Source organism: Castellaniella sp., from assembly GCF_049671645.1.
GTDB lineage: Bacteria > Pseudomonadota > Gammaproteobacteria > Burkholderiales > Burkholderiaceae_B > Castellaniella.
On record NZ_JBATVG010000027.1, the window covers coordinates 122,422 to 146,327 of the forward strand.

Here is a 23,906-nt window from a genome sequence, read left to right on the forward strand (position 1 = left end):
GTGCCCGCTTCCGCTTCGGTCGATGCATCGATGCCCGACGGTTGCGCGGCCGCCATGCCGGATGATCCGGCCGGCGGCCGGTTCGACGGCCTGATTCTGGCGGGCGGCTTGTCGCGGCGCATGCGCACCCCGGACACACCCGATATCGACAAGGGTCTGCGAGACTGGCAAGGGCAGCCGCTGGTGGCCCATGTGTGCCGCTTCATGCGGGGGCAAGGCGTCGACCGGATCCATATCAGCGCCAACCGCAACACGCAGGCCTATGCGGCGCATGGTCGGGTCGTGCCCGATGCGCCCGATCAGCAGGATTGCGGGCCCTTGGCCGGGGTGCTGGCGGGGCTGCGGCAGGCGCAGTCCCCTTGGCTGTTCGTTCTGCCCGTGGACGTGGTGCGTTGGCCGGCTGACTTGCTGGCGCGGCTGGCCGCCGCCGCGCGCCCCGATCATCCCGCCTATGCCCGCACCCTCGACGGCCCTCATCCTTTATGCGTGCTGGTGCATCGCCGGCAGCAAGCGAGCCTGCAGGCCTTCGTGCAGTCGGGGGGGCGTCAGGTGCAGGCCTGGCTGCGGGGTCGCCAGGCCCGGCCGGTGGACTTCGCCGGGCAGGATTGCCTGGTCAATCTGAACACGCCGCAGGATTGGGGGCGATGGGCCGGCCTGACGCCGGAGCCGTCGGATGCCCCTCAGGGCGTCAACGCAGCCAGTCCGACAGCGCGTACCAACTGACGTCGGCGCCGGAGGACAGCTGGCTGCCCGCCGGGATTCGGGCCAGCCCGTCCGCCCAGGCCAGGCTGCTCAGGGCACCGGAGCTCTGCTGCGCATGGGGTGTCAGCATCGTAGCGCCGGAGGGTGCCAGGCTGGCCTGGATGCGGACGAAATCGTCGCGGTCCCCGCCCAGGGGGCGGTCTGTTTGCAGGATGCCGCGCCGGGTGGGCGGCAGGATCCGGTTGCGGCCCTGCAGGCCCCGGATCAGGGGACTGACCAGCACGGTGAAGACGGCGAAGGCCGAGACGGGATTGCCGGGCAGGCACACGATGGGACGGCCCTTCAGGTCCGCCAGGGCGACCGGTTTTCCGGGCTTCATACGCACCCGCCAGAGATCGAGCGTGCCGCCCAGGGATTCGATGGCCGGCTTGACCAGATCCTTTTCCCCGACGGAGGCCCCGCCGACGCTGAGCACCAGGTCGCAGGTCTGCGCCAGGTCTTCCAGGGCGGCTTCGATGGCCTGTGCGTCGTCGCGGGCATGGCGCAGCAGCGCGGGCGCAGTGCGCAGGCCCTGGCACAGACTGGCCAGCATGGCGGCGTTGGAGTTGTAGATTGCGGCGGGCGGCAGTGGATCGCCGGGCGCGACCAGTTCGTCTCCGGTGGTCAGGATGCCGACCTTCAGGGGCGCGTAGACGGATGCCTGCGCGAACCCCTGGGCGGCCAGGACGGCGATCTGTCCGGCCTCCAGCAGGGCGCCTTGCGCCAGGATGCGGCTGCCTTGGCGCATGTCCTCGCCCCGGTGGCGGATGTGCTGGCCTGCCAGCGCGGGTGTTTGGAACGTGACGCCGGACTCGTCTTCCTGGCAGTCTTCCTGCATGACGACGGTATCGGCGCCGGCCGGGATGACGCTGCCGGTGAACAGACGGATCGCCTGCCCGGGGAGCAGGGCCTGGGGCGCCTGTCCGGCAAAGCAGCGCTGCTGGACCGGCAGGGCGGTCGGGGCTGCGGCAGTGTCCGCCGCCCGCACGGCATAGCCGTCCATGGCGCTGTTGTCCGCAGGGGGAAGATCCAGCGCGGCCACGATGTCAGTGGCCAGCACGCGGCCGTGCAGAGCCGCCAGCGGCAGGGTTTCCTGTTCGACGGGGGGGCGGGCGCGGGCCGCCAGGCGGGCTTGCGCGGTATCGAAATCCAGCATGATCAGTCGGGGGTCCGGGCGCGGTAGGCGCTGGCGAAATTGCAGGGGGGCTGGCGGCTGTCCAGTTGCGGCTGCAGGATTTTTTCCCAGGCCAGGCGGCAGGCGCCGGTGGATCCCGGCAGACAGAACACCAGGGTGTCGTTCGCCGTGCCGCCTAGCGCATCGGATTGCAGGGACGAGGCCCCGATGTCCAGCCAGGACAGATGGCGGAACAGTTCGCCGAACCCCGGCACGACCTGGTCCAGCAAGGGCGTGACGGCGGCAATGGTGGACTTGCGGTGGGTGAAACCGGTGCCGCCATTGCACAGGATCACCTGGACGGCGGGGTCGGCGATCCAGTCGCTCAGGGTCTTGCGGATCTGGTAGCGGTCATCCGGGCACAGGCCGCGGGCCTGCACGGTGTGCCCGGCATCGCGCAAGGCCTGGTCCAGGTAGTCGCCGCTGGTGTCGTCATGCGCCTGGCGGCGGCTGGAGATGGTCAGTACGGCGCACCGCAGGTTGACGGGAGCTTGGGTCGGGTCGGCTTTCATGGTGTGGAAGGGGAATTCCATTGTTCGGTTTTCAGGGCATCGGCGTCCTGTTGCTGCACCCAGAAGGCTTGTCCGTCCGCCAGTGTTTCTCGTTTCCAGAAGGGCGCCCGGGTTTTCAGGGTGTCGATGATGTATTCGCAAGCGCGGAAGGCATCGCCCCGATGCGTGCTGGCCACCCCCACGAACACGATGGGCTCGCCCAGCGGCAGTTCGCCCACGCGGTGCACCACCAGCGTATCCAGAATGTCCCAGCGCTGCCTTGCGCGATCGCAAAGCGCCTGGATTTCGCGTTCGCACATGCCGGGGTAGTGTTCCAGGAACAGGCTGCGGGATCCCGCGTCCGGGCTGTAGTCGCGCACGGTGCCCAGGAAATGCACCAAGGCGCCCGCCTGGCCCGCCGTGCGGGCCTGCAGCCGGGCGATCAGCGCCGCCACGTCGAAGCGCTCTGTCTGGATCATGACCCTATCGTTCATCGTATGCATGGAAGGCCGCGCGGGCCTAGCCCCCGGTCACGGGTTCGAAGACGGCGACCTCGTCGCCCGGATGGATGGTGTCCTGGCGCCCGGCGTGTTCCTGGTTGATGGCCAGTTTCAGGCGGCTGACCGATCCCAGCGCCGGGCAGCGTTCGGCCAGGGCGTCCAGCCAGGCGCCGGCCGAAATCGGGGCGTCCAGGGCCTGGGTTTCCTGGCGGATGCCCAGGTGTTCGGCGACCTGGGCGAAATACAGGACCTTAATCATTGCGCCATTCACCGCTTTTACCTCCGGATTTGTAGACCAGCCGGACCTGATCGATCACGATGCCCTTGTCGGCGGCCTTGCACATGTCATAGACGGTCAGGGCCGCCACGGTGCAGGCGGTCATGGCTTCCATTTCGACGCCGGTCTGGTGGCTGGTGCGGCAGGTGCTGCGGATCGTCAGGGTGTGGCGGGCGTCGTCGGCGCTGAAATCCACCCCCACGAAGCTGAGCGGCAGGCTGTGGCACAAGGGGATCAGCTCGGCGCAGCGCTTGGCGGCCAGAATCCCGGCGACGCGGGCGGTGTTCAAGACTTCGCCCTTGGCGTTGGCCTGGGCGGAGAGGAGTTTCCAGGCATGCGGACTGAGCCGTACCTGGCCTTCGGCGATGGCGGTGCGGGCCGTGGCGGCCTTGGCGCCGACGTCGACCATGCGGACCTGGCCGTTTTCATCCAGATGCGTCAGACTGGGGGACACTTCGGTTTCGTTCATCGTTCTATCATATCGGATATTTCATCCAGGCTGCCGCCGGGGCATGGCGCGGCTTTGACCGGATTTTTCCATGGCCAAGACGATCGGCGCCTTCTTTTCCCTGTACCTGGCAACTCTGATTCTGCTGCTCAGTTCGGGTTTGTTCAATACCTATCTGGGCTTGCGCCTGACGGAGCAGTCGGTGTCCGAGGTCTGGGTGGGGGCGATGATCGCGTCCTACTACCTGGGCCTGGTCCTGGGGGCGCGGTTCGGCTACCGCCTGATCATCCAGGTCGGCCACATCCGCACCTATGCGGCTTGCGCGGCGCTGACCACGATCACTGTCCTGATCATGATCCTGGTCCACGATCTGTGGTTCTGGCTGGCCTTGCGTTTTGTCGCGGGGGTGTCCATGGTGTGCCTGTTCGTGGCCATCGAGAGCTGGCTCAACGAACAGACGGACAATGCCGCCCGGGGCACGGTGTTCGCCTTTTACATGGTGGCGACCTGCATGGGCACGGTGCTGGGTCAGCTGGCCCTGGGCCTGTTCCCGGATCTGAACTATCAACCTTTGGTCTTCGTGGCGATCTGCAGCGTGCTCAGCCTGATTCCGATCACGCTGACGCGGCGCCTGCACCCGGCCCTGCAGGTCCCTGCGCCGCTGGCCCTGCGCTATTACCTGGCCCGCGTGCCCATGTCCATGACGGTGCTGTTCGTCGCCGGCATGCTCAACGGTGCCTTCTACGGCCTGGCGCCGGTGTACGGCCTGCAGCACGGCATGGACAACCACCAGGTGGGGGTGTTCCTGGCCGCTTCCCTGGCCGCCGGGCTGATCTTCCAGTGGCCGCTGGGTTGGCTGGCGGATCGCACCAGCCGGGTGAAACTGATCCGGACCGGCGCCTTGGTCCTGGTATGCCTCGGGGTGCCGCTGTGGGGCTGGCTGCGGTTCCCCTATCCGGCGCTGGTGGCTTTTTCGGTGGTTCTGGGCATCGTGCAGTTCACGCTCTATCCCATGGGCACGTCCTTTGCCAATGACAACGTCGATCCTGAACGGCGCGTGGGCCTGAGCGCCCTGCTGTACATGGTCTACGGGGTGGGGGCCTGCCTGGGGCCGCTGCTGGCCGGACTGCTGATGCGCACCTGGGGCAGCGATGTCTATTTCGTCTTCGTGTCCGCCTGTTCCGCCGTGCTGGTGCTGTTCATCCGGGAGCAGCGCGTCAAGGGCACCCACGTCAGCCCCGACGCGCCCACGCAGTTCGTGCCCATGGCCGATACGCTGCAAAATGCCCACGTCATGGCGGTGCTCGATCCCCGGGTCGATATCGAGCTCGACATTTCCCATGACCCCGTCGTGGATGACACATTGCCGGCGGCGGACCCTCTGTCGTCGGCCGCCGATGGCGCTCCGGCGGGATCAGCGGGGGAAGAGCAGCACGATGGCGGCCAGCGCAAGGCCGATGCCGGCCAGGTTGGTCCGGCTTAGCCGTTCGCGGAACAGGCCGGCGCCGACCAGCGTGCCGATCGAAATGACGCCGATGTTCATGGCGGCGAAGACCAGCGTCGGATTGGCCGGGTAGGTCTGGTGGGCGCGGATATAGAAATAGATGTTGCTGAAATTCAGCGCCCCGAGCAGGATGCCCGCGGCCAGGCTGCGGGCGTGCCAGTGTGTGCGGCGGATCAGCAGCCACAGGCCCATCAGGACGGCGGCCAGGGCGAAGCTCAGCAGCAGCGTGCTGGTAAAGCCGGCTCCGGCGCGGGCCATCTGCTTGAACAGGATGTCGATCGTGCCGTAGCCCGCCCAGACGCCCAGCAGCGTCAGCCATGCCAGGCGGCCCTTGTGGGCCGTGGCGCCGTGGGGGCCGTCGTCGGACGGCGCCGGGCCGTCGGACAGCATGTCCGTTCGCGCGTCGGCCCGGGCCGGTGCGCTGGCCGGGCGGCGCAGCAGGCACGCCAGCGCGCCCAGGGCCAGCAGGATGCCCAGGCCCTTCAGACCGGACAGCGCTTCGTGGAACACCAGGAAGGCCGCCAGGATCGGAATGACCAGGGACAGGCGCTGGGCGGTGTCGCTCAGCACGATTCCGGCCTGGCGCACGGCGGCCGCCATGATCAGGAACACGGTGGGCAGCAGCACGCCCAGCAGCCCCAGCAGGACCCAGGCGGCCGGCGTTTGTCGCCCCAGCGATTCCAGGGGCGGGCGCAGCAGCCACAGGCACAGCACGCAGGCGGTGACGTAGTTCATGGCGATGGCCTGCTCGATGCGCACCTGGCAGCGCCGGGCAAGCTTCAGGAACACGGACACCATCACGCTGAAGGTGATGCTCAGGATCAAAGTATGCATGGCGGCTCAGGAAAGGGAAGCGTGGGCGGCCGTCGGCATGGGCACCAGGCCCAGGCGCTGGAACAGACGGGCGTCGGCCTCTGCGCGCGGGTTGGGTGTGGTCAGCAGCTGTTCGCCGTGAAAGATCGAATTGGCGCCGGCCATGAAGCACAGAGCCTGGGTGCTGTCGTGCATCGATTCCCTGCCGGCCGACAGGCGCACTACGGTCTTGGGCATGACGATGCGGGTGACGGCGATGGTGCGCACGAATTCCAGAGGATCCAGATCGGGCGCGTCCGCCAGCGGGGTGCCGGGCACTTTGACCAGCTGGTTGATGGGCACGGATTCGGGGTAGGGATCCAGATTGGCCAGGGCGGCGATCAGGCCGGCGCGGATTTCGCGCGATTCCCCCAGGCCGACGATGCCGCCGCAGCAGACCTTCAGGCCTGCGTCGCGCACGCGTTGCAGTGTTTGCAGGCGATCGTCGTAGGTCCGGGTGTGGATGATCTCGCCGTAATATTCCGGCGCCGTGTCCAGATTGTGGTTGTAGTAGTCCAGGCCGGCGGCCTTCAGGCGCTCGGCCTGGCCGGGCTTCAGCATGCCCAGCGTGACACAGGTTTCCATGCCCAGGTCCTTGACCGCCCGCACGTGCTCGATCACGTCATCCAGCTGGCGTTCCGTGGGGGATCGCCAGGCTGCACCCATGCAGAACCGTTGCGCGCCCGCTGCCTGGGCCCGCCGCGCGGCTTCCAGCACCTGCGGCAGCGGCATCAAGGGGGCCTGTTCCACCGCCGTCGCGTAGCGGGCCGATTGCGGGCAATAGGCGCAGTCTTCCGGGCAGGCGCCGGTCTTGATCGACAGCAGGCTGGATTGCTGCACGGCATTGGCCGGGTGGTGCTGGCGGTGGACGGTCTGCGCTTGCAGCAGCAGGTCATTGAAAGGCAGGGCAAACAGCTCCAGGATCGCTGGACTGGACCAGGCCGGGGCAAGTGTCTCGTGACGCAGGCAGGATGACATAGGGGCTCGGGGCGAAGAGTGAATAGCGGGCATGGTAGGGGGCCGTCTCGCAAATGACAAACTAGAAATTTGCGATCAAAACCACACAATTTTTGTTAATTTCTTTTAATTTCATCTTTAATGTCGAGCAATCCGATTGGCGGACGTGAAATCCGGCATCCGTCCTTTGATCCGTGTAAATGTGAATATTTGTAATGTCGTAAGAACGGATCCGTCATGATGATGCGATCCGCAGGACCTGTTCCAAAGGGGGGATGCCGGCTGCGACTCGGGCGATGGCGGCCGCGTCTACCCGAGGCAGCGGGGGGATCTCGGCCAGGATGCGTGTCTTGCCGAAATGTTCCAGCGCTTCGCGGTTGCCGGGCGATGGCGGGCCGTTCATGACGATTCCCATCACGGTCAGGCCGCGTGCGGCCAGAGCCCGCAGGCTGAGCAGAGTATGGTTGATCGTCCCCAGCGTGCTGCGCGTCACCAGGACGATCGGCAAGCCGAAATGGGCGGCCAGGTCCAGCATCATGTGCTGTTCGTCGATGGGTACGTAGAGTCCGCCTGCGCCCTCGACGACCAGTGGGGTTTTGGTGCGGGGCAGGCTCAGGCTGATGGGGTCCAGGGTGGCGCCTTCTTCACGCGCTGCCGCCCAGGGGGCCAGTGGCGCCTGCAGGATGCTCGCCGGGGGATGCAGCCTGTGCCGGCCGGGTTCCAGCAAGGCGGCGACGGTCTCAGTGTCGCCGCAGGCGCTGGCTGCGCCAGTCTGGTAAGGCTTCCAGTAATCGGCATGCCAGGCCTGGGCCAGGATGGCGGCTGTCAGCGTCTTGCCGACGTCGGTATCCGTGCCGGTCACGAACACCCCGCGTGCGGCGGGCGGGAGCGCGGGGGCGCCCATCACAGGCCCCGGTCGGCGGAGGATCCATCCCGCCGACGCCATAGGCTGAAAGCGATCCGATACGAGCATCGAGCGCCGGATTGTTCGAATACCGCGCAGACCTGCTTCAACTGCGCCACGGACAAGGGGCGGCAGTCGGCGTTTGGGGTGGTGGCGCCGATGCCGCGCAGGTGTCGCAGGAAATTCAGGGCGCTGCCGCATTCATCGATATAGTGCTTCGTGTGCAGCTGGCTCCGGAATGTTTCGGCAGGCGCTTGCAACTGGTGGACGGACGGGAAGGGGATCGTGGCGGCCTGCAGGCCCAGCGTTTCGTGGGCGGCACGCCATTCCGCCCAGGTGCCCCGGGTCGGGACTGCGATGGCCAGGCAGCCGCCGGGCGCCAGCAGATCGGCCAGCCGGATCATGCCTTGTCCGGGGTCGCGGAACCATTGCACGGCCATGCTGGAACAGATCAGGTCGAACCGCGCGTCGGGCGCCGGATCCTGAGGATGTTCCCCGTCCATGATCTGGAATCGCGCCGTGCCGCCCAGGCGCACGGATCGTCTGGCTTGCTGGAGCATGGCGGGCGCCAGGTCCGTGATGGTCCAGTCGGCAAGCGGGATGCGGGCGGCCAGCTTGCGGGTCAGGATGCCGGTGCCGCAACCGATTTCCAGAATGCGGGGTGCTGGCGGCAGCGCCTGTCGGGCGATGTGGTCGAGCAGGCCGTCCGCCACGCTGTGTTGCACACTCGCGTGCTGGTCGTACCGGGCTGCGGCAGCATCGAATGCTGTTGCGGCATGCCGGGTTTGTCGAGTGGTGGCAGCGACGTGGCTGGCAGGGGATGGCTGTTTGGGGCTCATGTTCAGGATGCCTGGGCTTGGGAAAGCGCCTGGATGAAGGTGTCGATGTCGGCTGCGGTGTGGCCGGCGCTGAGGGCGATGCGCAGGCGGCTGGTGCCCTTAGGCACGGTGGGCGGTCGGATGGCAGTCACCTGGATGCCCTGCTGGCGCAGGTGGCGGCTCAGCGCCAGGGCGCGCCGTTCGTCGCCGATGATGACTGGCACGATGTGCGTGCTGGATGTCCCGGTTTCCAGGCCAAGCGCCTGCAGGCGTGCGCGCAGCTGTCGGCCGTGGTCGGCCAGCCTGTCGCGTTCGACCTGCATCCCGGGCACGAGGTCCAGGGCGGCGTCGATGGCGCCCAGGACGGCCGGCGGCAGGGCGGTGGTGTGGATGAAGCCCGAGCAGGTGTTGATCAGGTAATCGCACAGTGCGCGCGAACCGGCGACGTAGGCGCCGAAGCTGCCCATGGCTTTGCTGAACGTTCCCATGGCCAGGTGGACGCCATCCGGGTTCAGGCCGGACAGCCCCATGCCGCCGGGGCCCAGGACGCCGGTGGCATGCGCCTCGTCCAGATACAGGAAGGCCCCATGTCTTTCCGCCAGCGCGCTCAGATTCATGAGATCGCATCGATCGCCGTCCATGCTGAAGACGCTTTCAGTCACGATCATCCGGCGCGCTGGCTTGGCGGCATGCGCCTGGATCAGGTGCTCCAGGTGGTCCAGGTCGTTGTGGCGGAAGCGGATTTCCCGGACGCCTGCGGCTCGGCACCCTTGGTGCAGGCTGGCGTGCGCCAGGCGATCGACATAGACCTGGGTGTCGCGGCCCAGCAACTGCAGCAGCGCCGGCAGTACGGCCGCATTGGCCTGCCATCCCGACGAAAACAGCAGGGCGGCTTCGGCGCTCTTGGCGCGCGCCAGCCTGGTTTCTATGGCAAGTGTGCAGGCTCGTGTGCCGCAGACCAGACGCGAAGCCGTTGACCCGGCTCCGTAGCGTTGGACGTAGTCGCTGGCCCGATCGATGAGGGTCGGGTGCGATGCCAGACCGAGGTAATCATTGCTGCAGAAGTTCAGTTGCGCTGGCCCGGCATGGTCGGGCGCGGCTGTGTCGACCGCGATCAGGGCGCGTCGTCGGGACTGTTGCTCGAGCCGGCCCAGGGCGTGCCGGTAGAGCGGCTCGAAAGGGCTGGAAGGCGGCCTGCCGGCAGCGTGGGAATGAGGCGTCGGGTGCATGGGAATAATATAGATCGATGCGATTAAATAAAGGAATTAACAGAAGATAAAAGCAAGATAGATGAACATGAAAGTTAAAAGCAACATCAAGCAATGGTCTTCATCGCCGCGTCTTCGGCAGGCATTCTGCCTGCCTCGACAAGGCATTGAATAAGCGAAACAAAATATGACATCGACATCCCCTGCCTGGTTCGACCAGGGATACCCGTACATCTGGCTGCCCTACACCCAGATGAAAACCGCCATGGCACCGACCCTCGTCCGGGAAACGCGAGACTGCAGGCTCTACTTGAGCGATGGCCGCGTCTTGCTCGATGGACTGGCCTCGTGGTGGACTGCGTGCCACGGCTATAACCATCCCCATATCGCCGAATCGGTGCGAAGGCAGCTGGAACGCATGCCGCATGTCATGTTCGGCGGCCTGGTGCATGAGCCGGCGCTCACGCTGGCGCGGCGTCTGTGCACACTGCTGGGAGCGGGGCTGGATCGGGTGTTTTTTACAGAATCCGGCTCGGTCAGCGTCGAAGTGGCGATGAAGATGGCGATCCAGTATTGGCTCAATCAGGGCGAGGACCGGCGGCGCATCGTGTCGTTTCAAGGGGGCTACCATGGCGACACGTTTGGCACCATGGCCGTGTGCGATCCGCAGATCGGGATGCATGCCGCGTTTCGTGCAACCTTGCCGGGCCAGGATGTCTTGCCGCTGCCTCGGGATGACGAAAGCGAGGCTTCATTGGATGCCGTACTGCGTCGCCAAGAAGGGCAGGTGGCCGCCTTGCTGGTCGAGCCGCTGGTGCAGGGGGCTGCGGGCATGCGCATGCACGGCCCCGATGTGCTGCGGCGTTTACGCCGCCTGGCGGACCGTCATGGGGCACTGCTGATTTTCGATGAGATCTTCACCGGTTTCGGGCGGACGGGCACTCTGTTCGCCTTTCAACAGGCGGGGGTTGTTCCGGACATTCTGACCTTATCCAAGGCCTTGAGTGGCGGCACGCTGCCCCTAGCGGCCACAGTAGCCAGCCAGCGTGTATTCCAGGCCTTCTGGTCCGACGATCCCGCGCACGCCTTGATGCATGGTCCGACTTATATGGGCAATGCACTGGCTTGCGCCGCCGCCCATGCGTCTTTGGATCTTTTCGAGCGCGAGCCCAGGCTGGAGCAGGTGCGAGCGATCGAAACATTGCTGGAAGAAGGGCTGGGGGGGTGTCGTGAACTGCCGTGTGTGCGCTCCGTGCGCGTGAAAGGGGCGATTGGCGCGGTCGAGTTGCATCGCGCGCCTGATCGCGCTGCCTTGTGTCAGGCCTTTCTGCGGGCTGGCGTGTGGGTGCGCCCCTTGGAGCGCACCGTGTACCTGACGCCTGCCTTTGTGATGCCGCCGGAAGATGTGCGGCATCTGACGGCGGCGGTCCGCTCGGTCCTGGCCGGCGTGGCTCCATGACATTGGGCGATTCCAGGCGATTAATGAAAATATTCCTGTGCGCTTGCACACAAGAAAATTTTCGTGCATAATCTCGCTTCTTCGTTGATGAAGACCTTGTTTGGGGGTATAGCTCAGCTGGGAGAGCGCTTGCATGGCATGCAAGAGGTCAGCGGTTCGATCCCGCTTACCTCCACCAAACTTCTTCGATGAATGTCCTGTCCCCTTCGTCTAGAGGCCTAGGACATCACCCTTTCACGGTGAGTACAGGGGTTCGAATCCCCTAGGGGACGCCAGTTTACCTGGCACCGCTGCGGAGCGGTAGTTCAGTTGGTTAGAATACCGGCCTGTCACGCCGGGGGTCGCGGGTTCGAGTCCCGTCCGCTCCGCCAAAAAATTCAGTGAAAAAAAGCACTTACGCTAAGTAGGTGCTTTTTTTTCGCCTCGATTCAAATGCCAAACGGATGCGGATGCGCGTACTCGGGTTTGCCAGATGGCCCGGGTGTGTATCGATCCCGAGGTGGTCCTAGCCCTGCGGCATGGGGCAGCGCGCGCCATGCCGCCGATCAGTCGATCGTAGGGAGGACGAACCGTTCATTGAACGTCAGGTTGACTCCTACCAGCGGCCCGCCGGTTTGCTGGAGTCGGCCGCCCTCTGCGAGGGAACCTAGATCGAGACTGCAGAACCCGATCTCCTCGATAAAGTCGCTCACCGTCTTTTTGGCGCCGGCGTCGTCCCCGGACACGAAGAACACGGTCTTGCGCTTTGACGACGAGAAATCGGAGATCCAGTGCATTGGAACGGTGTTGAACGCCTTGACGACCTTCGCCCCCGGCGCGAGATCGGCGATGATCTCGCTCGACGTCCGCCCGGTGATGTCGCCGAGCATCAACGGCTGAGCGCTGGCTACGCGGTTGCTTGTGTCCACGAGGATCCGGCCCGCCCAGTCGCCGACCGAGAACAACGCCGCCTGCACGTTCCACCATTTGACGGCGAGCACGACGAGGTCCTGCTTCGCGGCCTCTTGCACTGTCCCGGCGGCGGCGCCGGAACCCAACTCCGCCACAAGGGCGGTGAGCGACTCAGGTCCACGCGAGTTGCTGAGTACAACCTGGTGACCTGCCAATAGAGCGTGTTTGGCGAGGGTTTGGGCGACAGGGCCGGCACCGATAAAGCCGATATTCATTTCGAAGTTCCTTGCTGATGTGAGGTTGATCGTTCATGGAGCGCCGGCGCGATCCGGCGCCCGATGTACGGATCATGCTATGAGCTTTACTTGCAAAAAGCAAGTGAATAACAGAATTTTACTTGCAGCATGCAAGCGATGTTAATATCTGGCCATGAAGACAGCGTCTAGAGAAGACATTCGGTCCCATTGCGCGGTGAACTACGGCGTGGAGATCTTCGGTGATCGGTGGTCGCTCCTGATCATCCGCGACATCGTGTTCGTGGGCAAGAAGACGTATGGCGAGTTCCTGAAATCGGAAGAGGGAATCGCGACCAATGTCCTTGCTTCCCGCCTTGCCTTTCTCGAGGAGCAAGGCATTCTCACGAGGGCGCCCAGTCCCGACGACAGACGCAAGGACTTCTACACTCTGACCCAGAAGGGCCTGGACCTCATTCCCATCGTGCTTGAAATCGTCCTTTGGAGCGCGAAGCACGATGCGAAGTCGTATGCGCGGCGCAGCAAGGAGTTCATGGCTCGATTGAGCCGCAGCCCGGCGGAAGTGAGCGAAGAGGTAAAGGCGCTGGTCCGGAAGGGCGGATGCATCTTTCCCGAGAGCAAGGAATGAGCAAGGCGGCAAGCGCGCCGTGCGACGCCGCACGAACGATAGGCGCGCCCCCCGGCTACAAAGCGCGGCGAATCGCGGGACAGCGGAAATGCGCGGGTCTGTGTCCCAAAAGCCTGATCTCCCGCCAGGATTCGGCCTTTTGCGGGATTGTCTTTGCGGGCATATCCGGTAACATGCTCTGTGGCAGCACGAGAACGCCCTGACAGTGGGATGAGGCTGCCGGCACCTTGACCACCAGGATCGCATGCGCCCACGATTTTCGAAACCAGCAGGGCTTGCTGCCCGCGCATTGCTCGGGCTTCGGGCTGTGTCGGCCGTGTTCTATGGGTTGATGCTGGCGTTTGCGTTGGGAAATGTCATCCTGGTGTATTCGCTGATGTCGCGCTACGACGCGGCCCTGGATCAATCCGCCACGCTGGGCAGCATGCGCACGTTCAGCCAGCAGCTGGCGGTGCGGGCGATGCGGCTGGCGGATGGCGGCCTGGTGCAGACCGGGCAGATCAGCAAGGAAATCGACGCCATGGATCTGGCGCTGCAGGCGCTGGACCAGGGCGGGGTCGTGGGGGACCGCGAGATCACGGCCCTGAGCCAGCCGTCCGTGCGCGTGTTCCTGCCCAAGATCCGCTACGAATGGGTTGCGTTGCGCGGGCGCCTTCAGGCGGTGATGCTGGATTCGTATTCGCGCGGAGACGCGTCGGCTGCCGAAGGACGTGATCTACCGCATGTGGTGCAGCGGCAGTGGGTCGCCGATGACGCGGCCGCCCTGCTCGGCACGCTGAATACGGCGCTGGACGCCCTGATGCCCCTGTTGCATCGAGCCAAGGATCAGGCCTTCAATTGGCTGGTGATCCTGGTGCTGCTGGATCTGGGCGTGCTGGTGGGGGCCTTTCTCCTGGTGCGCCGGGGCGTCGTGCTGCCCTTGTTGGCCGTGCGTCACGCCGTTCGCGCCATGATGCAGGGCAACTACACCACGAGGCTGGCGCCGGCGGGGGCCGCGGAAATCGTCGAGATCGCGCAGGCCTACAACACCGGGTGCCAGCAGATCCATGAATTGCTGACCCAGATGCGGGCGGATCAGGCCGGGCTGCAGCGGTCTGAAATCATCTTTCAGGGCCTGGCGTCCAATGCCCTGGTGGGCATTTTCCTGATCGCGCACGACCGCTTCAGCTTTGTCAGCCAGAAAATGGCGGATATCTTCGGCTATCAGCCCGATGAGATGATCGGGCACCTGTCGCTGTTGTCCATCATCGCGCCGCGCGAGCGCTATCTGGTCGATGAGGCCCTGAAATCCGGCCGCAATCAAAAGGCCGCCACGCTGCGATTCGAGCGTCATGGCCGCCGCAAGGACGGTACCCTGTTCGACATCGAAACCTTCATCACGCTGGTGGGCTCGGGAGACGACGCCGCCATCATCGGCCTGGTCCAGGACATCACCGAAAGCAAGCAGGCGGAATCCTCCGCCCAGCTGGCGGCCATCGCCTATGAGAACAGCAGCGAGGCCATCGCCATCACCGATGCCACGGGCGTCATCATCGACGTCAATCCGGCGTATTCCCGCATGACGGGCTATTGGCCCGACGAAGTGGCCGGGGAATTGTTGATCCTGCTGCGGCCGGGCCGTCACAATCGGGACTTCTACGACCAGATGTGGCATGCCATCAATACCAAGGGGCGCTGGGAAGGCGAATACTGGCTGCAGCGCAAATCCGGCGAGGAATATGCCCAGCGCGTCGTGCTGGATACCGCCTGGAATCATGACGGCTCGGTCAATTGCCGGGTCGTGATGCTCAGCGACATCACGCAGAAAAAGCAGGTTGAAACCACCATCTGGAATCAGGCGCACCATGACCCGCTGACCGGCCTGCCCAATCGCCAGTATTTCAACGAGCACCTGAAGGCCTCGGTCGATGAGGCCGATCGGCAGGCTCGGCCCATGGCGCTGCTGTTCCTGGATCTGGACCTCTTCAAGGAAGTCAACGATTCCATGGGGCACGAGATGGGGGACCGCCTGCTGGTCGAGGTCGCCAACCGCCTGCGCCGTTGCGGCGATGGTCAGGGGAGCCACTTCATTGCCCGCCTGGGCGGCGATGAGTTCGTGATTCTGGCGACGGACGTATCCGAGAGGCCGCAGCTCGATGCCTTGTGCCGACGATTGCTGGACTGCATCACGGAACCCTATCTGCTGATGGGCAACGAGATCCAGATTTCCGCCAGTCTGGGGGTCGCCTTGTATCCGGGGGACGCGGACAACGCCGAGATGCTGATGCGCCACGTGGATATGGCGATGTATCAGGCCAAGGCGGCGGGGCGCAATGGCTATCAGTATTTCGATCAGTCCATGCGGGAGCGCGCCCGCATGCAGCATGACCTGCTGGTGACTTTGTCCGAAGCCATCGATGCAGGCCAGTTTTTTCTGCTGTACCAACCCATTTATTCCTTCGAGACGGGGCGCATCATCAAGGCCGAGGCCTTGCTGCGCTGGCGGCATCCTGAATTCGGGGTCATCGCACCCATGGATTTCATCCCGTTCGCCGAAGAGCGCCAACTGATCAAGCCCTTGGGCGACTGGGTGTTTCGCGAGGCCATTCGCCAACTGAGCCGTTGGCGCAAGACCCCGGCCCCGGATCTGCGCCTGACGGTGAACGTGTCGCCCGGCCAGCTCGGTCTGGCCCAGTCGGGGCTGGATACGGTCTTCGGCCTGCTCGACGACCTGGATCTGCCCGCCGACAGCCTGTCGCTGGAATTCAATGAGCAACTGTTGCTGCATCTCAGCCCGCTGGTGCGGGAACGCCTGCGTCAATTGCATCAGTCCGGCATGCGATTCAGCGTGGGGGCGGTATCCGTCGGCATGCCCGCTTTGCTGGCATCCCGGGAACTGTCTTTCGAAACGCTGAAACTCGAGCGCGAGATGACGGCGCAACTGCCCGATAGCGAAGCCGCCCGCATGGTCTGTGAATCCGTCGTCGCCCTGGCCCATCGCCTGGGCATGCGGGTGATTGCCGAGGGCATTACCAGCCAGGCGCAATACGACGTGCTGCGGGCCATGGGATGCGACGCGGGGCAGGGGTTCTGGCTGGGCGAACCCCTGGATCAGCTCAGCTTCGAGCGGCGGCTGCTGGATTCACGGGACGAACCCCTGAAGCGCTAGCGCGCTGGCCGGGTGAACCGAACGGCGCACCAGGGGCGTCGTCAGGGGCGGCGATATCGCCAGGCCAGCAACAGGCCCAGCAGCACCCAGATCAGAATGGGCCAATTGCCCCAGCGTACGTAGGGGGTCAGGCCCTGGGCGCCCTGGACTTCCACATCCAGCACGCCGGGGATGGCCGGGTCCAACTGGCCGCGGACCCGGCCGTCGGGGTCGATGGCGGCCGTCATGCCGGTGTTGGTGGCGCGGATGACGGGCCGCGCGGTTTCCAGCGCCCGCATGCGTGAGATCCACAGATGCTGGCGCAGGGCCCAGGTATTGCCGAACCAGGCCAGGTTGCTCAGGTTCACCAGGATGCTGGCGCCGGGGGCGCCGTCGCTGCCCGGCGCGACGGCGGCGGCGATTTCCTCGCCGAAGGCATCTTCGTAGCAGATGTTCACTGCCAGGGACTGCCCGGCGAGCATCAGGGGCGGCTGGCGCAATGGTCCCCGGTCGAAATCGCCCAGGGGGATCCGCAGCGCGCGGACGAACCAGTGGAATCCCGGGGGAATGAATTCCCCGAAGGGGACCAGATGATGTTTGTCGTAGCGCCATTGCCCGGCGAAGAGCGGGGGCTGGCGGTCATCCGGCCGGATGACGGTGGCGCTGTTGGTGTAGCGGTCGCCGGCCGGCATGCGCTCGTGCAGCGGCAGGCCCAGCAGCAGGCTGGCGTCCATGCGCCGGGCCAGATCCAGCCAGGGCTGCCAGAGGGCCGGCGGTACCTGATCCTGAAAAATCGGCATGACGGTTTCAGGCAGGATGACCAGCCTGGGTTGATCCTGCGGGGTCTTGGCCGTCAGGCCTGCCAGTTGTCGGGCGCGGTCCTGGGTGGCGGGGAAGCGGGCGGGGTCGAATTTTTCCGATTGCGGTGTGGCCGGCTGCACCAGGCGGACCAGCAGAGGCTGGCCATGGGGCTGCGCCCAGTTGATGTGCGCCCAGGCGATGCCCAGCAGGCCGGTCGCCAGAGTCAGTGCGATGGCGGCCGCAGCGCTGCGATCATGGGCGGTATCCTTGGCCCGGGCCATCAGTGCGATGGATGCGGCGGCAAAGGCCGACAGCCAGGCCAGGCCGTAGACCCCGACGAACGGCGCCCAGGCGGCAAACATGCCTTCGGCGTGGGCATAGCCCGCGTTCAGCCAGGTGAAGCCGGTGAACAGGGTGCCCCGCAGCCATTCGAACAAGGTCCAGGCGCAGGCCCAGGCCGTGGCGTTCAGAATCTGCCTCAGGGCGGGCTGTTCCGGGTTCTTGTGGAAGGCGCACAGCCAGGCGCTCAGGGCGCAGGCTCCCGCCGCGTACACCGCCATGGCGGCGGCGAACAACAGCAAGGCCCCGATGGCCAGGGGCAGGGCCAGGCCGCCGAACTGGTGCATGCTGATGGTCAGCCAATACACCCCGATGGCGAATTGGGCCAACCCGAACAGCCAGCCGTAGGCGGCCGCCTGACGCGGCCCGGTCGCACCCCAGGTGTAGGCCGCCAGGACCGCCAGGCTGGCGATTTGCACGAAGGGCAGGCTCCAGGCGGGCAGCGGTCCGGGGGCGAAACACAGGGCCTGCACGGCGCCCGCCAGCAGCGCCCAGCACCGTTTGCGCCAGAGCGATCCCGCCAGGGCGGGGGCGCGCCGGACGGGCGCGGGGGTGTCGTTCGGCACGGAGTGGGACGTCATGGGGGTGTGGGCAGGAAAGCGGTCAGGCGTTCGTCGTGTCGGCTGCGGTCGAGGGCTCGGTCAGGCGTTGCACGTGCAGCCAGCGGGCGCGCTTGCCGTCGGCGCCCACGACGGTAAAGGCCAGGCCCTGACCTTCGAAGCGTTCGCCGCGTCGGGGGATGTGGCCCAGTTCCGCCGCCAGCCAGCCGTTCAGTGTGTCGTAGTCCTCGTCGGGCAGATGCACGTGAAAGGTTTCGTTGAAGTCTTCGATTTCGGTGGTGCCCATGGCCCGCCAGCTGTTGTCCCCGGTGCGGAAGATCGTCTTGTCGTCTTCGTCGTCGAATTCGTCTTCAATGTCTCCGACGATCTGTTCCAGCACGTCTTCCATGGTGACCAGGCCGCCAATGCCGCCATGTTCGTCGATGACGATGGCCAGGTGGTTGCGGCTCATGCGGAATTCGTGCAGCAGTTCGTTCAGCCGCTTGGATTCCGGGATGAAGACAGGGGGGCGGATCAGGGCGCGGATATCCAGCGCGTGATCCGAGAGCGTCAGGAGCAGGTCTTTGGCCAGCAGCACGCCGATGATGTTGTCGCGATCGCCTTCGTAGACGGGAAAGCGGGAATGGCCGGTTTCGGTGATGAAGGGCATCAGTTCGGCCAGCGGCCTGGAAACGTCCAGCAGGTCCATGCGGGAACGCGACACCATGATGTCCGCCACGGTCTTGTCGGCGACTTCCAGCGCCCCCGAAATCATGGCGTAGGATTCGCCGTCCAGAATGGAGTGATCGTGGGCGGCTTCCAGCACTGCCCGGATGCCTTCACGGTCTGCGGGCGGAGACGGCCGCAGCAAGGCCTTGAGGCGGGAGAACAGGGAAGGGGAGGACGACGACGCCGGTCGGGGTTCCGAGTCTGATGAGTGTGGGTCTGGCATTGTCCGTAGGACGAGTCTGTGGATTGTGTAGCATAACCGATAACGCGGCGTGCTTAGCCTGCGTCTGCCGGACGGTAGGGGTCGGGGATGCCCTGGGCGGCCAGGATGGCGGTTTCCAGGGCTTCCATGCGCTCGGCCTCGTCGGTTTCGATGTGGTCGTAGCCCAGGGCGTGCAGCACCCCATGGGTGATCAAGTGGGCGGCGTGATGCAGCAGGGGCTTGCCTTGCTCGGCGGCCTCGCGTTCCAGCACCGGCAGGCACAGCACGATGTCGCCGCTGATCAGGCCGGATGGGTCGGCGCCGTATTCGAAGGTCAATACATTGGTGGCGTAGTCGCGCTGCCGCCAGGCGGCGTTCAGATCGCGGCCTTCATCGGCGTCGACCAGGCGCAGCGTCAGGGCGACGGGCTGGCCGGCGCGCGGGTCGGGGGCGGACAGCGCCTGCGCCAGGGCGCGGCCCACCCAGCGCCGCAGGCGCCAGCGCGGCAACAGCGGCGCGGCTACGGCGTATTGGATGCTGAGGGAAAAATCAGGATACATGGTCGCCCGCCTGTTCGTAGGCATCGACGATGCGGGCCACGAGCGGGTGGCGCACGACGTCGCGGCTGGTGAAGCGGGTCTGGGCGATGCCCGGCACCCCGTCCAGCACGTCCAGGGCGTGCAGCAGGCCGCTTTGGTGACCCTTGGGCAGGTCCACCTGGGACGGGTCGCCGTTGATGACCGCCTTGCTGCCGAAGCCGATGCGCGTCAGGAACATCTTCATCTGTTCGGGCGTGGTGTTCTGCGCCTCGTCCAGGATGATGAAGGCGTGGTTCAGGGTGCGTCCGCGCATGTAGGCCAGGGGTGCGATTTCGATGGTCTGCTTTTCAAACAGGCGCTGGGTCTTTTCAAAGCCCAGCAGGTCGTACAGCGCGTCGTACAGGGGTCGCAGATAGGGATCGACTTTCTGCACCAGATCGCCGGGCAGGAAACCCAGGCGTTCGCCGGCTTCCACGGCCGGGCGGGTCAGCACCAGCCGGGTGACGGATTCGCGTTCCAGGGCGTCGATGGCGCAGGCCACGGCCAGCCAGGTCTTGCCGGTGCCGGCCGGGCCGACGCCGAAGCTGACGTCGTGCTTGAGGATGGCGTTCAAGTAGTCGCGCTGGCGCGGCGTGCGCGCGCGCAGGTCGGATTTGCGGGTGCGTAGCGCAGGGCCTTCGTCGTCCACCGGAGGCAGCTCGGGCAGGTCCCGGGGGGTGTGAGGGCCGCGGTCTGCCGCGGCGCCGGTGCCGCGATTGCTCAGTTCCACCAGCCCCAGCTGCAGCGTATCCAGCGACAAGGGGGCCTGGGACGAGCGTTCGTGGAACCAGCGCAGGGCCTGGCCGGCCTCATGCGCGCGCGCGCCGCGCACGCTGAAGCGGTTGCCGCGCCGGCCGATGGTGACATCGTAGGCCTGGGCGATCTGGCGCAGATTTTCATCCAGCGGGCCGCACAGGTTGGACAACTGCGTGTTGTTGCCGGTCAGTTGCAGGGACACGGGCCGTGCGCCGGCCGTTTTGGCCCTGGGGGCTTTGGGGGCCGTCATGCGCCCGCCCGATCGGTTTCCGTGGTGACGATCTCGCCGCGCAGGGTATTGGTCAGGGCCTGTGTGATGCGCACGTCCACCATCCGGCCGATCAGTCGAGGCTGGCCGGCGAAATTGACGATGCGGTTGTTCTCGGTGCGACCTTTCATGTCATTCGGATCCTTTTTGGACGGTCCTTCGACCAGCAGACGCTGGATGCCGCCCACCATGGCCTGGCTGTAGGCGGCGGCCTGCTCATTGATGAGCGTCTGCAGGCGGTGCAGTCGATCCAGTTTTTCCGCCTGCGGGGTGGGATCCGCCAGGTCGGCCGCCGGGGTGCCGGGGCGCTTGGAATAGACGAAGGAGAAAGATTGGTCGAAGCCCACGTGGCGAGCCAGATCCAGGGTTTTCTGGAAATCGTCCTCCGTTTCTCCGGGAAATCCGATGATGAAGTCCGACGACAGGGTGATGTCGGGGCGGGCGGCTTTCAGGCGGCGGATGATGGATTTGTATTCCAGCGCCGTGTAGCCGCGTTTCATGGCGGCCAGCACCCGGTCGCTGCCTGCCTGCACCGGCAGATGCAGGAAAGGCGCCAGCTTGGGCAGGCGGCCGTGCGCTTCGATCAGGCGGGCCGTCATTTCCTTGGGGTGCGAGGTGGTGTAGCGGATGCGCTCGATCCCGGGGATGTCGTGCACGTAGTCCAGCAGCATGGCGAAATCGGCGATTTCGCCGGAGTCCCCGGTGGGGCCGCGATAGGCGTTGACGTTCTGGCCCAGCAGTGTGACTTCGCGCACTCCCTGGTCGGCCAGGTCGGCGATTTCAGTGAGCACGTCGTCGAAGGGGCGGGAGACCTCGGCGCCGCGCGTGTAGGGCACGACGCAGAAACTGCAGTATTTGCTGCAGCCTTCCATGATGGAGACGAAAGCCGACGGCCCTTCCTTCCGGGCGGGCGGCAGCGCGTCGAATTTCTCGATCAGCGGAAAGGAAATGTCCACCTGGGACTGCCCGGTGGCGCGGCGCCGGTCGATCAGTTCGGGCAGGCGGTGCAGGGTCTGCGGGCCGAACACCACATCGACATAGGGAGCGCGGCGCACGATGGCCTCGCCTTCCTGGCTGGCGACGCAGCCGCCCACGCCGATGACCAGGCCGGGTTTGGCCTGTTTCAGGTGCTGGACGCGGCCCAGGTCCGAAAAGACCTTTTCCTGCGCTTTTTCGCGCACCGAACAGGTGTTGAACAGGATGATGTCGGCGTCGTCGGGCGTATCGGTCAGCTCGACGCCTTTGGCGGCCCGCAGGATGTCGACCATTTTTTCGGAGTCGTATTCATTCATCTGGCAGCCGAAGGTGCGGATGAACAGTTTCTTGTGCTGCCCCGGTTCCATCGGTTGCAGCAGGCCTGCCAGGGTTTCGTCCTGGGTCTGGCGCCAGGCCTGGTCCTTCAGGTGCTCTGCGGATTCACGGGATGCGGGGATGACGCCGGGACGGCGCACAGGAGTTTCTTGCATGGCAAAGCGCCGGGGCGGGTTTATATCCCGGGGGCGGTCAGAGATGGGTAATCGGCTATTTTACTTCACGCGCCGCCCGGGTTGCACGGCGGCGGCGCGGGCCGGCGCCCCCGCCGTGGCGAAAGGCGCAGGCCCGCGGGTGGAAAAGCGACCGGCCGGACCCCGGAATCGGAGACCCGGCCGGGGGGCGGCTGGCTGGCCCGATCAGTGCGGCTGGGTTGCCCAGACGACGTAGTCGGCGACGGCCTGGCGCTGTTCGTCCGTCAGGCTCTCGGCAAACGAGGGCATGGGGCCGGAACCATCGCGCAGCACCGCCAGGATCTGTTCCTGGTTGGGCCGCAGTTCGTCCAGGTCGGGGCCGATCGCCCCGCTGGCCCCGGCATCCTGCAGTGTGTGGCAGACCGCGCAGGCGGGGACTGCGCCCGTCTGGAACAGGGTTTTGCCTTCAGCCAGCGTTGCTTCGTCAGCACTGGCGGGTGTTGCCGCAGCGATCGCCATGACCCCGCAGGCCAGGGCGATCGCTGCGCCGTTCATCGACTTCAACATGAAACGGTTCACTTCAGACGACCTCCAGTTCGATGCTGTGATCCAGCCAGCTGTTGTTGTTGTAGCCACGGTTGTTTTCCTGGCGTTCCTTGGGTTGGGTATCCCCGTTCGTGTTGGTGGCCCGTGTGGCAATCTGGTATTTGCCCGGTTTCAGGTCCAGGCCCAGAACGAAAGTGCGCCAGGCATAGCGACCCATGTCGGGGCCGAAGTCCTGGGCTGCCTGCCAGGTCTTGCCGCCGTCGATGGAGACTTCCACGCCCTTGAGCGCATGGAAGCCGCCCAGGCCGACGCCGGTGATCTGGACGCGGCCTGCGGAGATGGGCTTGGCCGGCTCGAAGGGCGAAGTGATCCAGGAATTGACCGGCATTTCCCAGATGGAGGGGTGATCGGGCGTGCCCTTTTCGCCGACTGCGGAAAACCGGTAGCTGCTTTGCTGGATCTTGGCGGGGGATTGTTCGGCCGTCAGCGCCAGATGCTTGATGTATTTGACGTTGTTCACGCCCATGTAGCCCGGCACGATCATGCGCAGCGGTCCGCCGTGGGCCAGGGACAGGGGTTCGCCGTTCATTTCCCAGGCCAGGATCGCGTCTTCCATGGCCGCCAGCGGCACGGAGCGTTCGACCATCAGGGTCTTGGGATCCAGGCCTTCGGGCAGGACTTCACCGCCCGTGCTGGTCATGTATTTCATGTCGCCGGCCTTGCCGCCACAGGCCTTGATGACGTCCTTGACCGGGACGCCGGCGAACACCACGCAGCCGGCTGCGCCGACCGTCCACTGGGTGCCGCTGGGCTTGTGGGGAAACCAGGCCCGGCCATTGCCGGAGCATTGCAGCACCATGGTGACGGCGGTCAGGCCCAGGCGCTTGAGATCCGCCACGGTCAGCTTGGCGGGCTTGGCCACGCCGGAAATCTCCAGCGTCCAGGCATCCGGATCCTTGACGATGTCGGTCGAGGGCGGATTGAGGTTGTTGCGCACGTACAGGCGATCGCTGGGCGTGATCGTGCTGTGGCCGAAGTCCTGGCGGCGCAGTTCGATGGTGTTGGCGCTGTGGACGATCATCGCGTCCGCGTTCTTCCAGGCCGCGTATTCCGGCAGGGCTTTGCCGCCGGCGGCCGTGGTCTTGGCCGGCGGGTCCGTGCGTACGCCGTCCGCCCAGGATGCCCCGGGGACGGCCGCCAGGGCGGCCAGTCCGCCGCCCGTCAGCAAGGCTCGGCGCCGGGTGGGGTCTTTGAGTTCGTGTGTCTGCATGACTTCTCCTCTTGTGTGCAGCAATGACATTACTTTTAATGATGTCTTTATAGCTGTTTAAACTGTTGAAGTCCAAAATGCCTACTTGAGTAGCGATTAGCGATACTTGAACCGGGCGGGTCCCGGCAAAGCCCCGCCCTGCGCAGCCGGTCTTCGGAAAGGACCTATACTGGCGCACGTCCCTCAGTTGAAACCGATGT

General features: G+C 65.5%; 23 protein-coding genes and 3 tRNA genes. 8 read left to right on the forward strand and 18 right to left on the reverse strand.

Annotated elements, in window-relative coordinates; translation table 11 throughout:
- Positions 1–723 carry a molybdenum cofactor guanylyltransferase gene (gene mobA, locus WBG56_RS15110; RefSeq protein ID WP_424269791.1) on the forward strand — a complete coding sequence of 241 codons (723 nt, stop codon included), beginning with the start codon at positions 1–3 and terminating at the stop codon, positions 721–723.
- Here the strand turns inward: mobA and glp are convergent.
- Genes glp through moaC form a run of 5 tightly spaced genes read right to left on the reverse strand, consistent with a single transcriptional unit; the run spans position 689 to position 3,652 of the window.
- Entirely contained in the window at positions 689–1,897 is a 1,209-nt protein-coding gene (gene glp / locus WBG56_RS15115; protein WP_424269793.1) for a gephyrin-like molybdotransferase Glp, read from the reverse strand. The genes mobA and glp overlap by 35 nt on opposite strands.
- Before the next feature lie 2 nt (positions 1,898–1,899).
- Entirely contained in the window at positions 1,900–2,448 is a 549-nt protein-coding gene (moaB, locus tag WBG56_RS15120; RefSeq protein ID WP_424269795.1) for a molybdenum cofactor biosynthesis protein B, read from the reverse strand.
- Positions 2,424–2,900 carry a molybdenum cofactor biosynthesis protein MoaE gene (locus WBG56_RS15125; RefSeq protein ID WP_424269797.1) on the reverse strand — a complete coding sequence of 159 codons (477 nt, stop codon included), beginning with the start codon at positions 2,898–2,900 and terminating at the stop codon, positions 2,424–2,426. The genes moaB and WBG56_RS15125 overlap by 25 nt, the downstream gene beginning before the upstream one ends.
- A gap of 25 nt (positions 2,901–2,925) precedes the next feature.
- A complete protein-coding gene (locus WBG56_RS15130; protein WP_424269799.1) occupies positions 2,926–3,177 on the reverse strand; it encodes a MoaD/ThiS family protein in 252 nt (83 codons plus the stop codon).
- A complete protein-coding gene (moaC, locus tag WBG56_RS15135) occupies positions 3,158–3,652 on the reverse strand; it encodes a cyclic pyranopterin monophosphate synthase MoaC (RefSeq protein ID WP_424269801.1) in 495 nt (164 codons plus the stop codon). Before moaC ends, WBG56_RS15130 begins: the two co-directional genes overlap by 20 nt.
- A 70-nt stretch (positions 3,653–3,722) precedes the next feature.
- On the opposite strand from moaC, the gene WBG56_RS15140 reads away from it, so the two are divergent.
- Positions 3,723–5,114 carry an MFS transporter gene (locus tag WBG56_RS15140; protein WP_424269803.1) on the forward strand — a complete coding sequence of 464 codons (1,392 nt, stop codon included), beginning with the start codon at positions 3,723–3,725 and terminating at the stop codon, positions 5,112–5,114.
- On the opposite strand, the gene WBG56_RS15145 is transcribed toward WBG56_RS15140, so the two are convergent.
- The 5 genes from WBG56_RS15145 to bioF all read right to left on the reverse strand — a co-directional run bounded on the left by WBG56_RS15145 (position 5,046) and on the right by bioF (position 9,895).
- Positions 5,046–5,969 carry an EamA/RhaT family transporter gene (locus WBG56_RS15145; RefSeq protein WP_424269805.1) on the reverse strand — a complete coding sequence of 308 codons (924 nt, stop codon included), beginning with the start codon at positions 5,967–5,969 and terminating at the stop codon, positions 5,046–5,048. The two genes, WBG56_RS15140 and WBG56_RS15145, sit on opposite strands and share 69 nt — an antisense overlap.
- Positions 5,970–5,975: 6 nt before the next feature.
- Positions 5,976–6,965 carry a biotin synthase BioB gene (gene bioB / locus WBG56_RS15150; protein ID WP_424269807.1) on the reverse strand — a complete coding sequence of 330 codons (990 nt, stop codon included), beginning with the start codon at positions 6,963–6,965 and terminating at the stop codon, positions 5,976–5,978.
- Positions 6,966–7,179: 214 nt separating this feature from the next.
- Positions 7,180–7,806, reverse strand: coding sequence for a dethiobiotin synthase (gene bioD, locus WBG56_RS15155; protein WP_424269808.1), 627 nt, complete (start codon positions 7,804–7,806; stop codon positions 7,180–7,182).
- Between the two features lie 41 nt (positions 7,807–7,847).
- Positions 7,848–8,687, reverse strand: a complete 840-nt coding sequence (locus WBG56_RS15160) for a methyltransferase domain-containing protein (protein ID WP_424269810.1) — start codon at positions 8,685–8,687, stop codon at positions 7,848–7,850.
- A 2-nt stretch (positions 8,688–8,689) separates the two neighbouring features.
- Positions 8,690–9,895 carry an 8-amino-7-oxononanoate synthase gene (gene bioF, locus WBG56_RS15165; RefSeq protein WP_424269812.1) on the reverse strand — a complete coding sequence of 402 codons (1,206 nt, stop codon included), beginning with the start codon at positions 9,893–9,895 and terminating at the stop codon, positions 8,690–8,692.
- 166 nt (positions 9,896–10,061) lie between these two features.
- Between bioF and WBG56_RS15170 the strand changes: the two genes are divergently transcribed.
- From WBG56_RS15170 to WBG56_RS15185, 4 genes are all read left to right on the forward strand, one after another.
- Positions 10,062–11,333, forward strand: coding sequence for an adenosylmethionine--8-amino-7-oxononanoate transaminase (locus tag WBG56_RS15170; RefSeq protein WP_424269814.1), 1,272 nt, complete (start codon positions 10,062–10,064; stop codon positions 11,331–11,333).
- A 102-nt stretch (positions 11,334–11,435) separates the two neighbouring features.
- Positions 11,436–11,511, forward strand: a tRNA-Ala gene (locus WBG56_RS15175).
- 21 nt (positions 11,512–11,532) lie between these two features.
- Positions 11,533–11,608: transfer RNA gene (locus WBG56_RS15180), tRNA-Glu, on the forward strand.
- Positions 11,609–11,627: 19 nt separating this feature from the next.
- Positions 11,628–11,704, forward strand: a tRNA-Asp gene (locus WBG56_RS15185).
- 174 nt (positions 11,705–11,878) lie between these two features.
- On the opposite strand, the gene WBG56_RS15190 is transcribed toward WBG56_RS15185, so the two are convergent.
- Complete coding sequence (locus WBG56_RS15190; protein ID WP_424269816.1) at positions 11,879–12,499, reverse strand: NADPH-dependent F420 reductase; 621 nt, start codon at positions 12,497–12,499, stop codon at positions 11,879–11,881.
- A 154-nt stretch (positions 12,500–12,653) separates the two neighbouring features.
- On the opposite strand from WBG56_RS15190, the gene WBG56_RS15195 reads away from it, so the two are divergent.
- Both WBG56_RS15195 and WBG56_RS15200 read left to right on the forward strand, forming a co-directional pair.
- Positions 12,654–13,106: a winged helix-turn-helix transcriptional regulator gene (locus WBG56_RS15195; protein ID WP_424269818.1), complete on the forward strand. Its 453-nt coding sequence runs from the start codon at positions 12,654–12,656 to the stop codon at positions 13,104–13,106.
- 244 nt (positions 13,107–13,350) lie between these two features.
- The gene (locus WBG56_RS15200; RefSeq protein ID WP_424269820.1) at positions 13,351–16,254 is read left to right on the forward strand and encodes an EAL domain-containing protein; all 2,904 of its coding nucleotides are present in this window, start codon (positions 13,351–13,353) and stop codon (positions 16,252–16,254) included.
- Positions 16,255–16,295: 41 nt separating this feature from the next.
- Here the strand turns inward: WBG56_RS15200 and lnt are convergent, their stop codons facing one another.
- From lnt to WBG56_RS15235, 7 genes are all read right to left on the reverse strand, one after another.
- Positions 16,296–17,954, reverse strand: coding sequence for an apolipoprotein N-acyltransferase (lnt, locus tag WBG56_RS15205; protein WP_424269822.1), 1,659 nt, complete (start codon positions 17,952–17,954; stop codon positions 16,296–16,298).
- A 22-nt stretch (positions 17,955–17,976) separates the two neighbouring features.
- Entirely contained in the window at positions 17,977–18,864 is an 888-nt protein-coding gene (locus tag WBG56_RS15210) for an HlyC/CorC family transporter (protein WP_424269824.1), read from the reverse strand.
- A gap of 53 nt (positions 18,865–18,917) precedes the next feature.
- Positions 18,918–19,403, reverse strand: a complete 486-nt coding sequence (ybeY, locus tag WBG56_RS15215; RefSeq protein WP_424269826.1) for an rRNA maturation RNase YbeY — start codon at positions 19,401–19,403, stop codon at positions 18,918–18,920.
- Positions 19,393–20,427, reverse strand: a complete 1,035-nt coding sequence (locus WBG56_RS15220; protein WP_424269828.1) for a PhoH family protein — start codon at positions 20,425–20,427, stop codon at positions 19,393–19,395. The genes ybeY and WBG56_RS15220 overlap by 11 nt, the downstream gene beginning before the upstream one ends.
- Positions 20,424–21,788: a tRNA (N6-isopentenyl adenosine(37)-C2)-methylthiotransferase MiaB gene (miaB, locus tag WBG56_RS15225; protein ID WP_424269903.1), complete on the reverse strand. Its 1,365-nt coding sequence runs from the start codon at positions 21,786–21,788 to the stop codon at positions 20,424–20,426. Before miaB ends, WBG56_RS15220 begins: the two co-directional genes overlap by 4 nt.
- Before the next feature lie 327 nt (positions 21,789–22,115).
- Positions 22,116–22,469 carry a c-type cytochrome gene (locus tag WBG56_RS15230; RefSeq protein WP_424269830.1) on the reverse strand — a complete coding sequence of 118 codons (354 nt, stop codon included), beginning with the start codon at positions 22,467–22,469 and terminating at the stop codon, positions 22,116–22,118.
- A gap of 1 nt (position 22,470) precedes the next feature.
- Positions 22,471–23,706, reverse strand: a complete 1,236-nt coding sequence (locus WBG56_RS15235; RefSeq protein ID WP_424269832.1) for a sulfite oxidase — start codon at positions 23,704–23,706, stop codon at positions 22,471–22,473.
- Between the last annotated feature and the right edge of the window lie 200 nt (positions 23,707–23,906).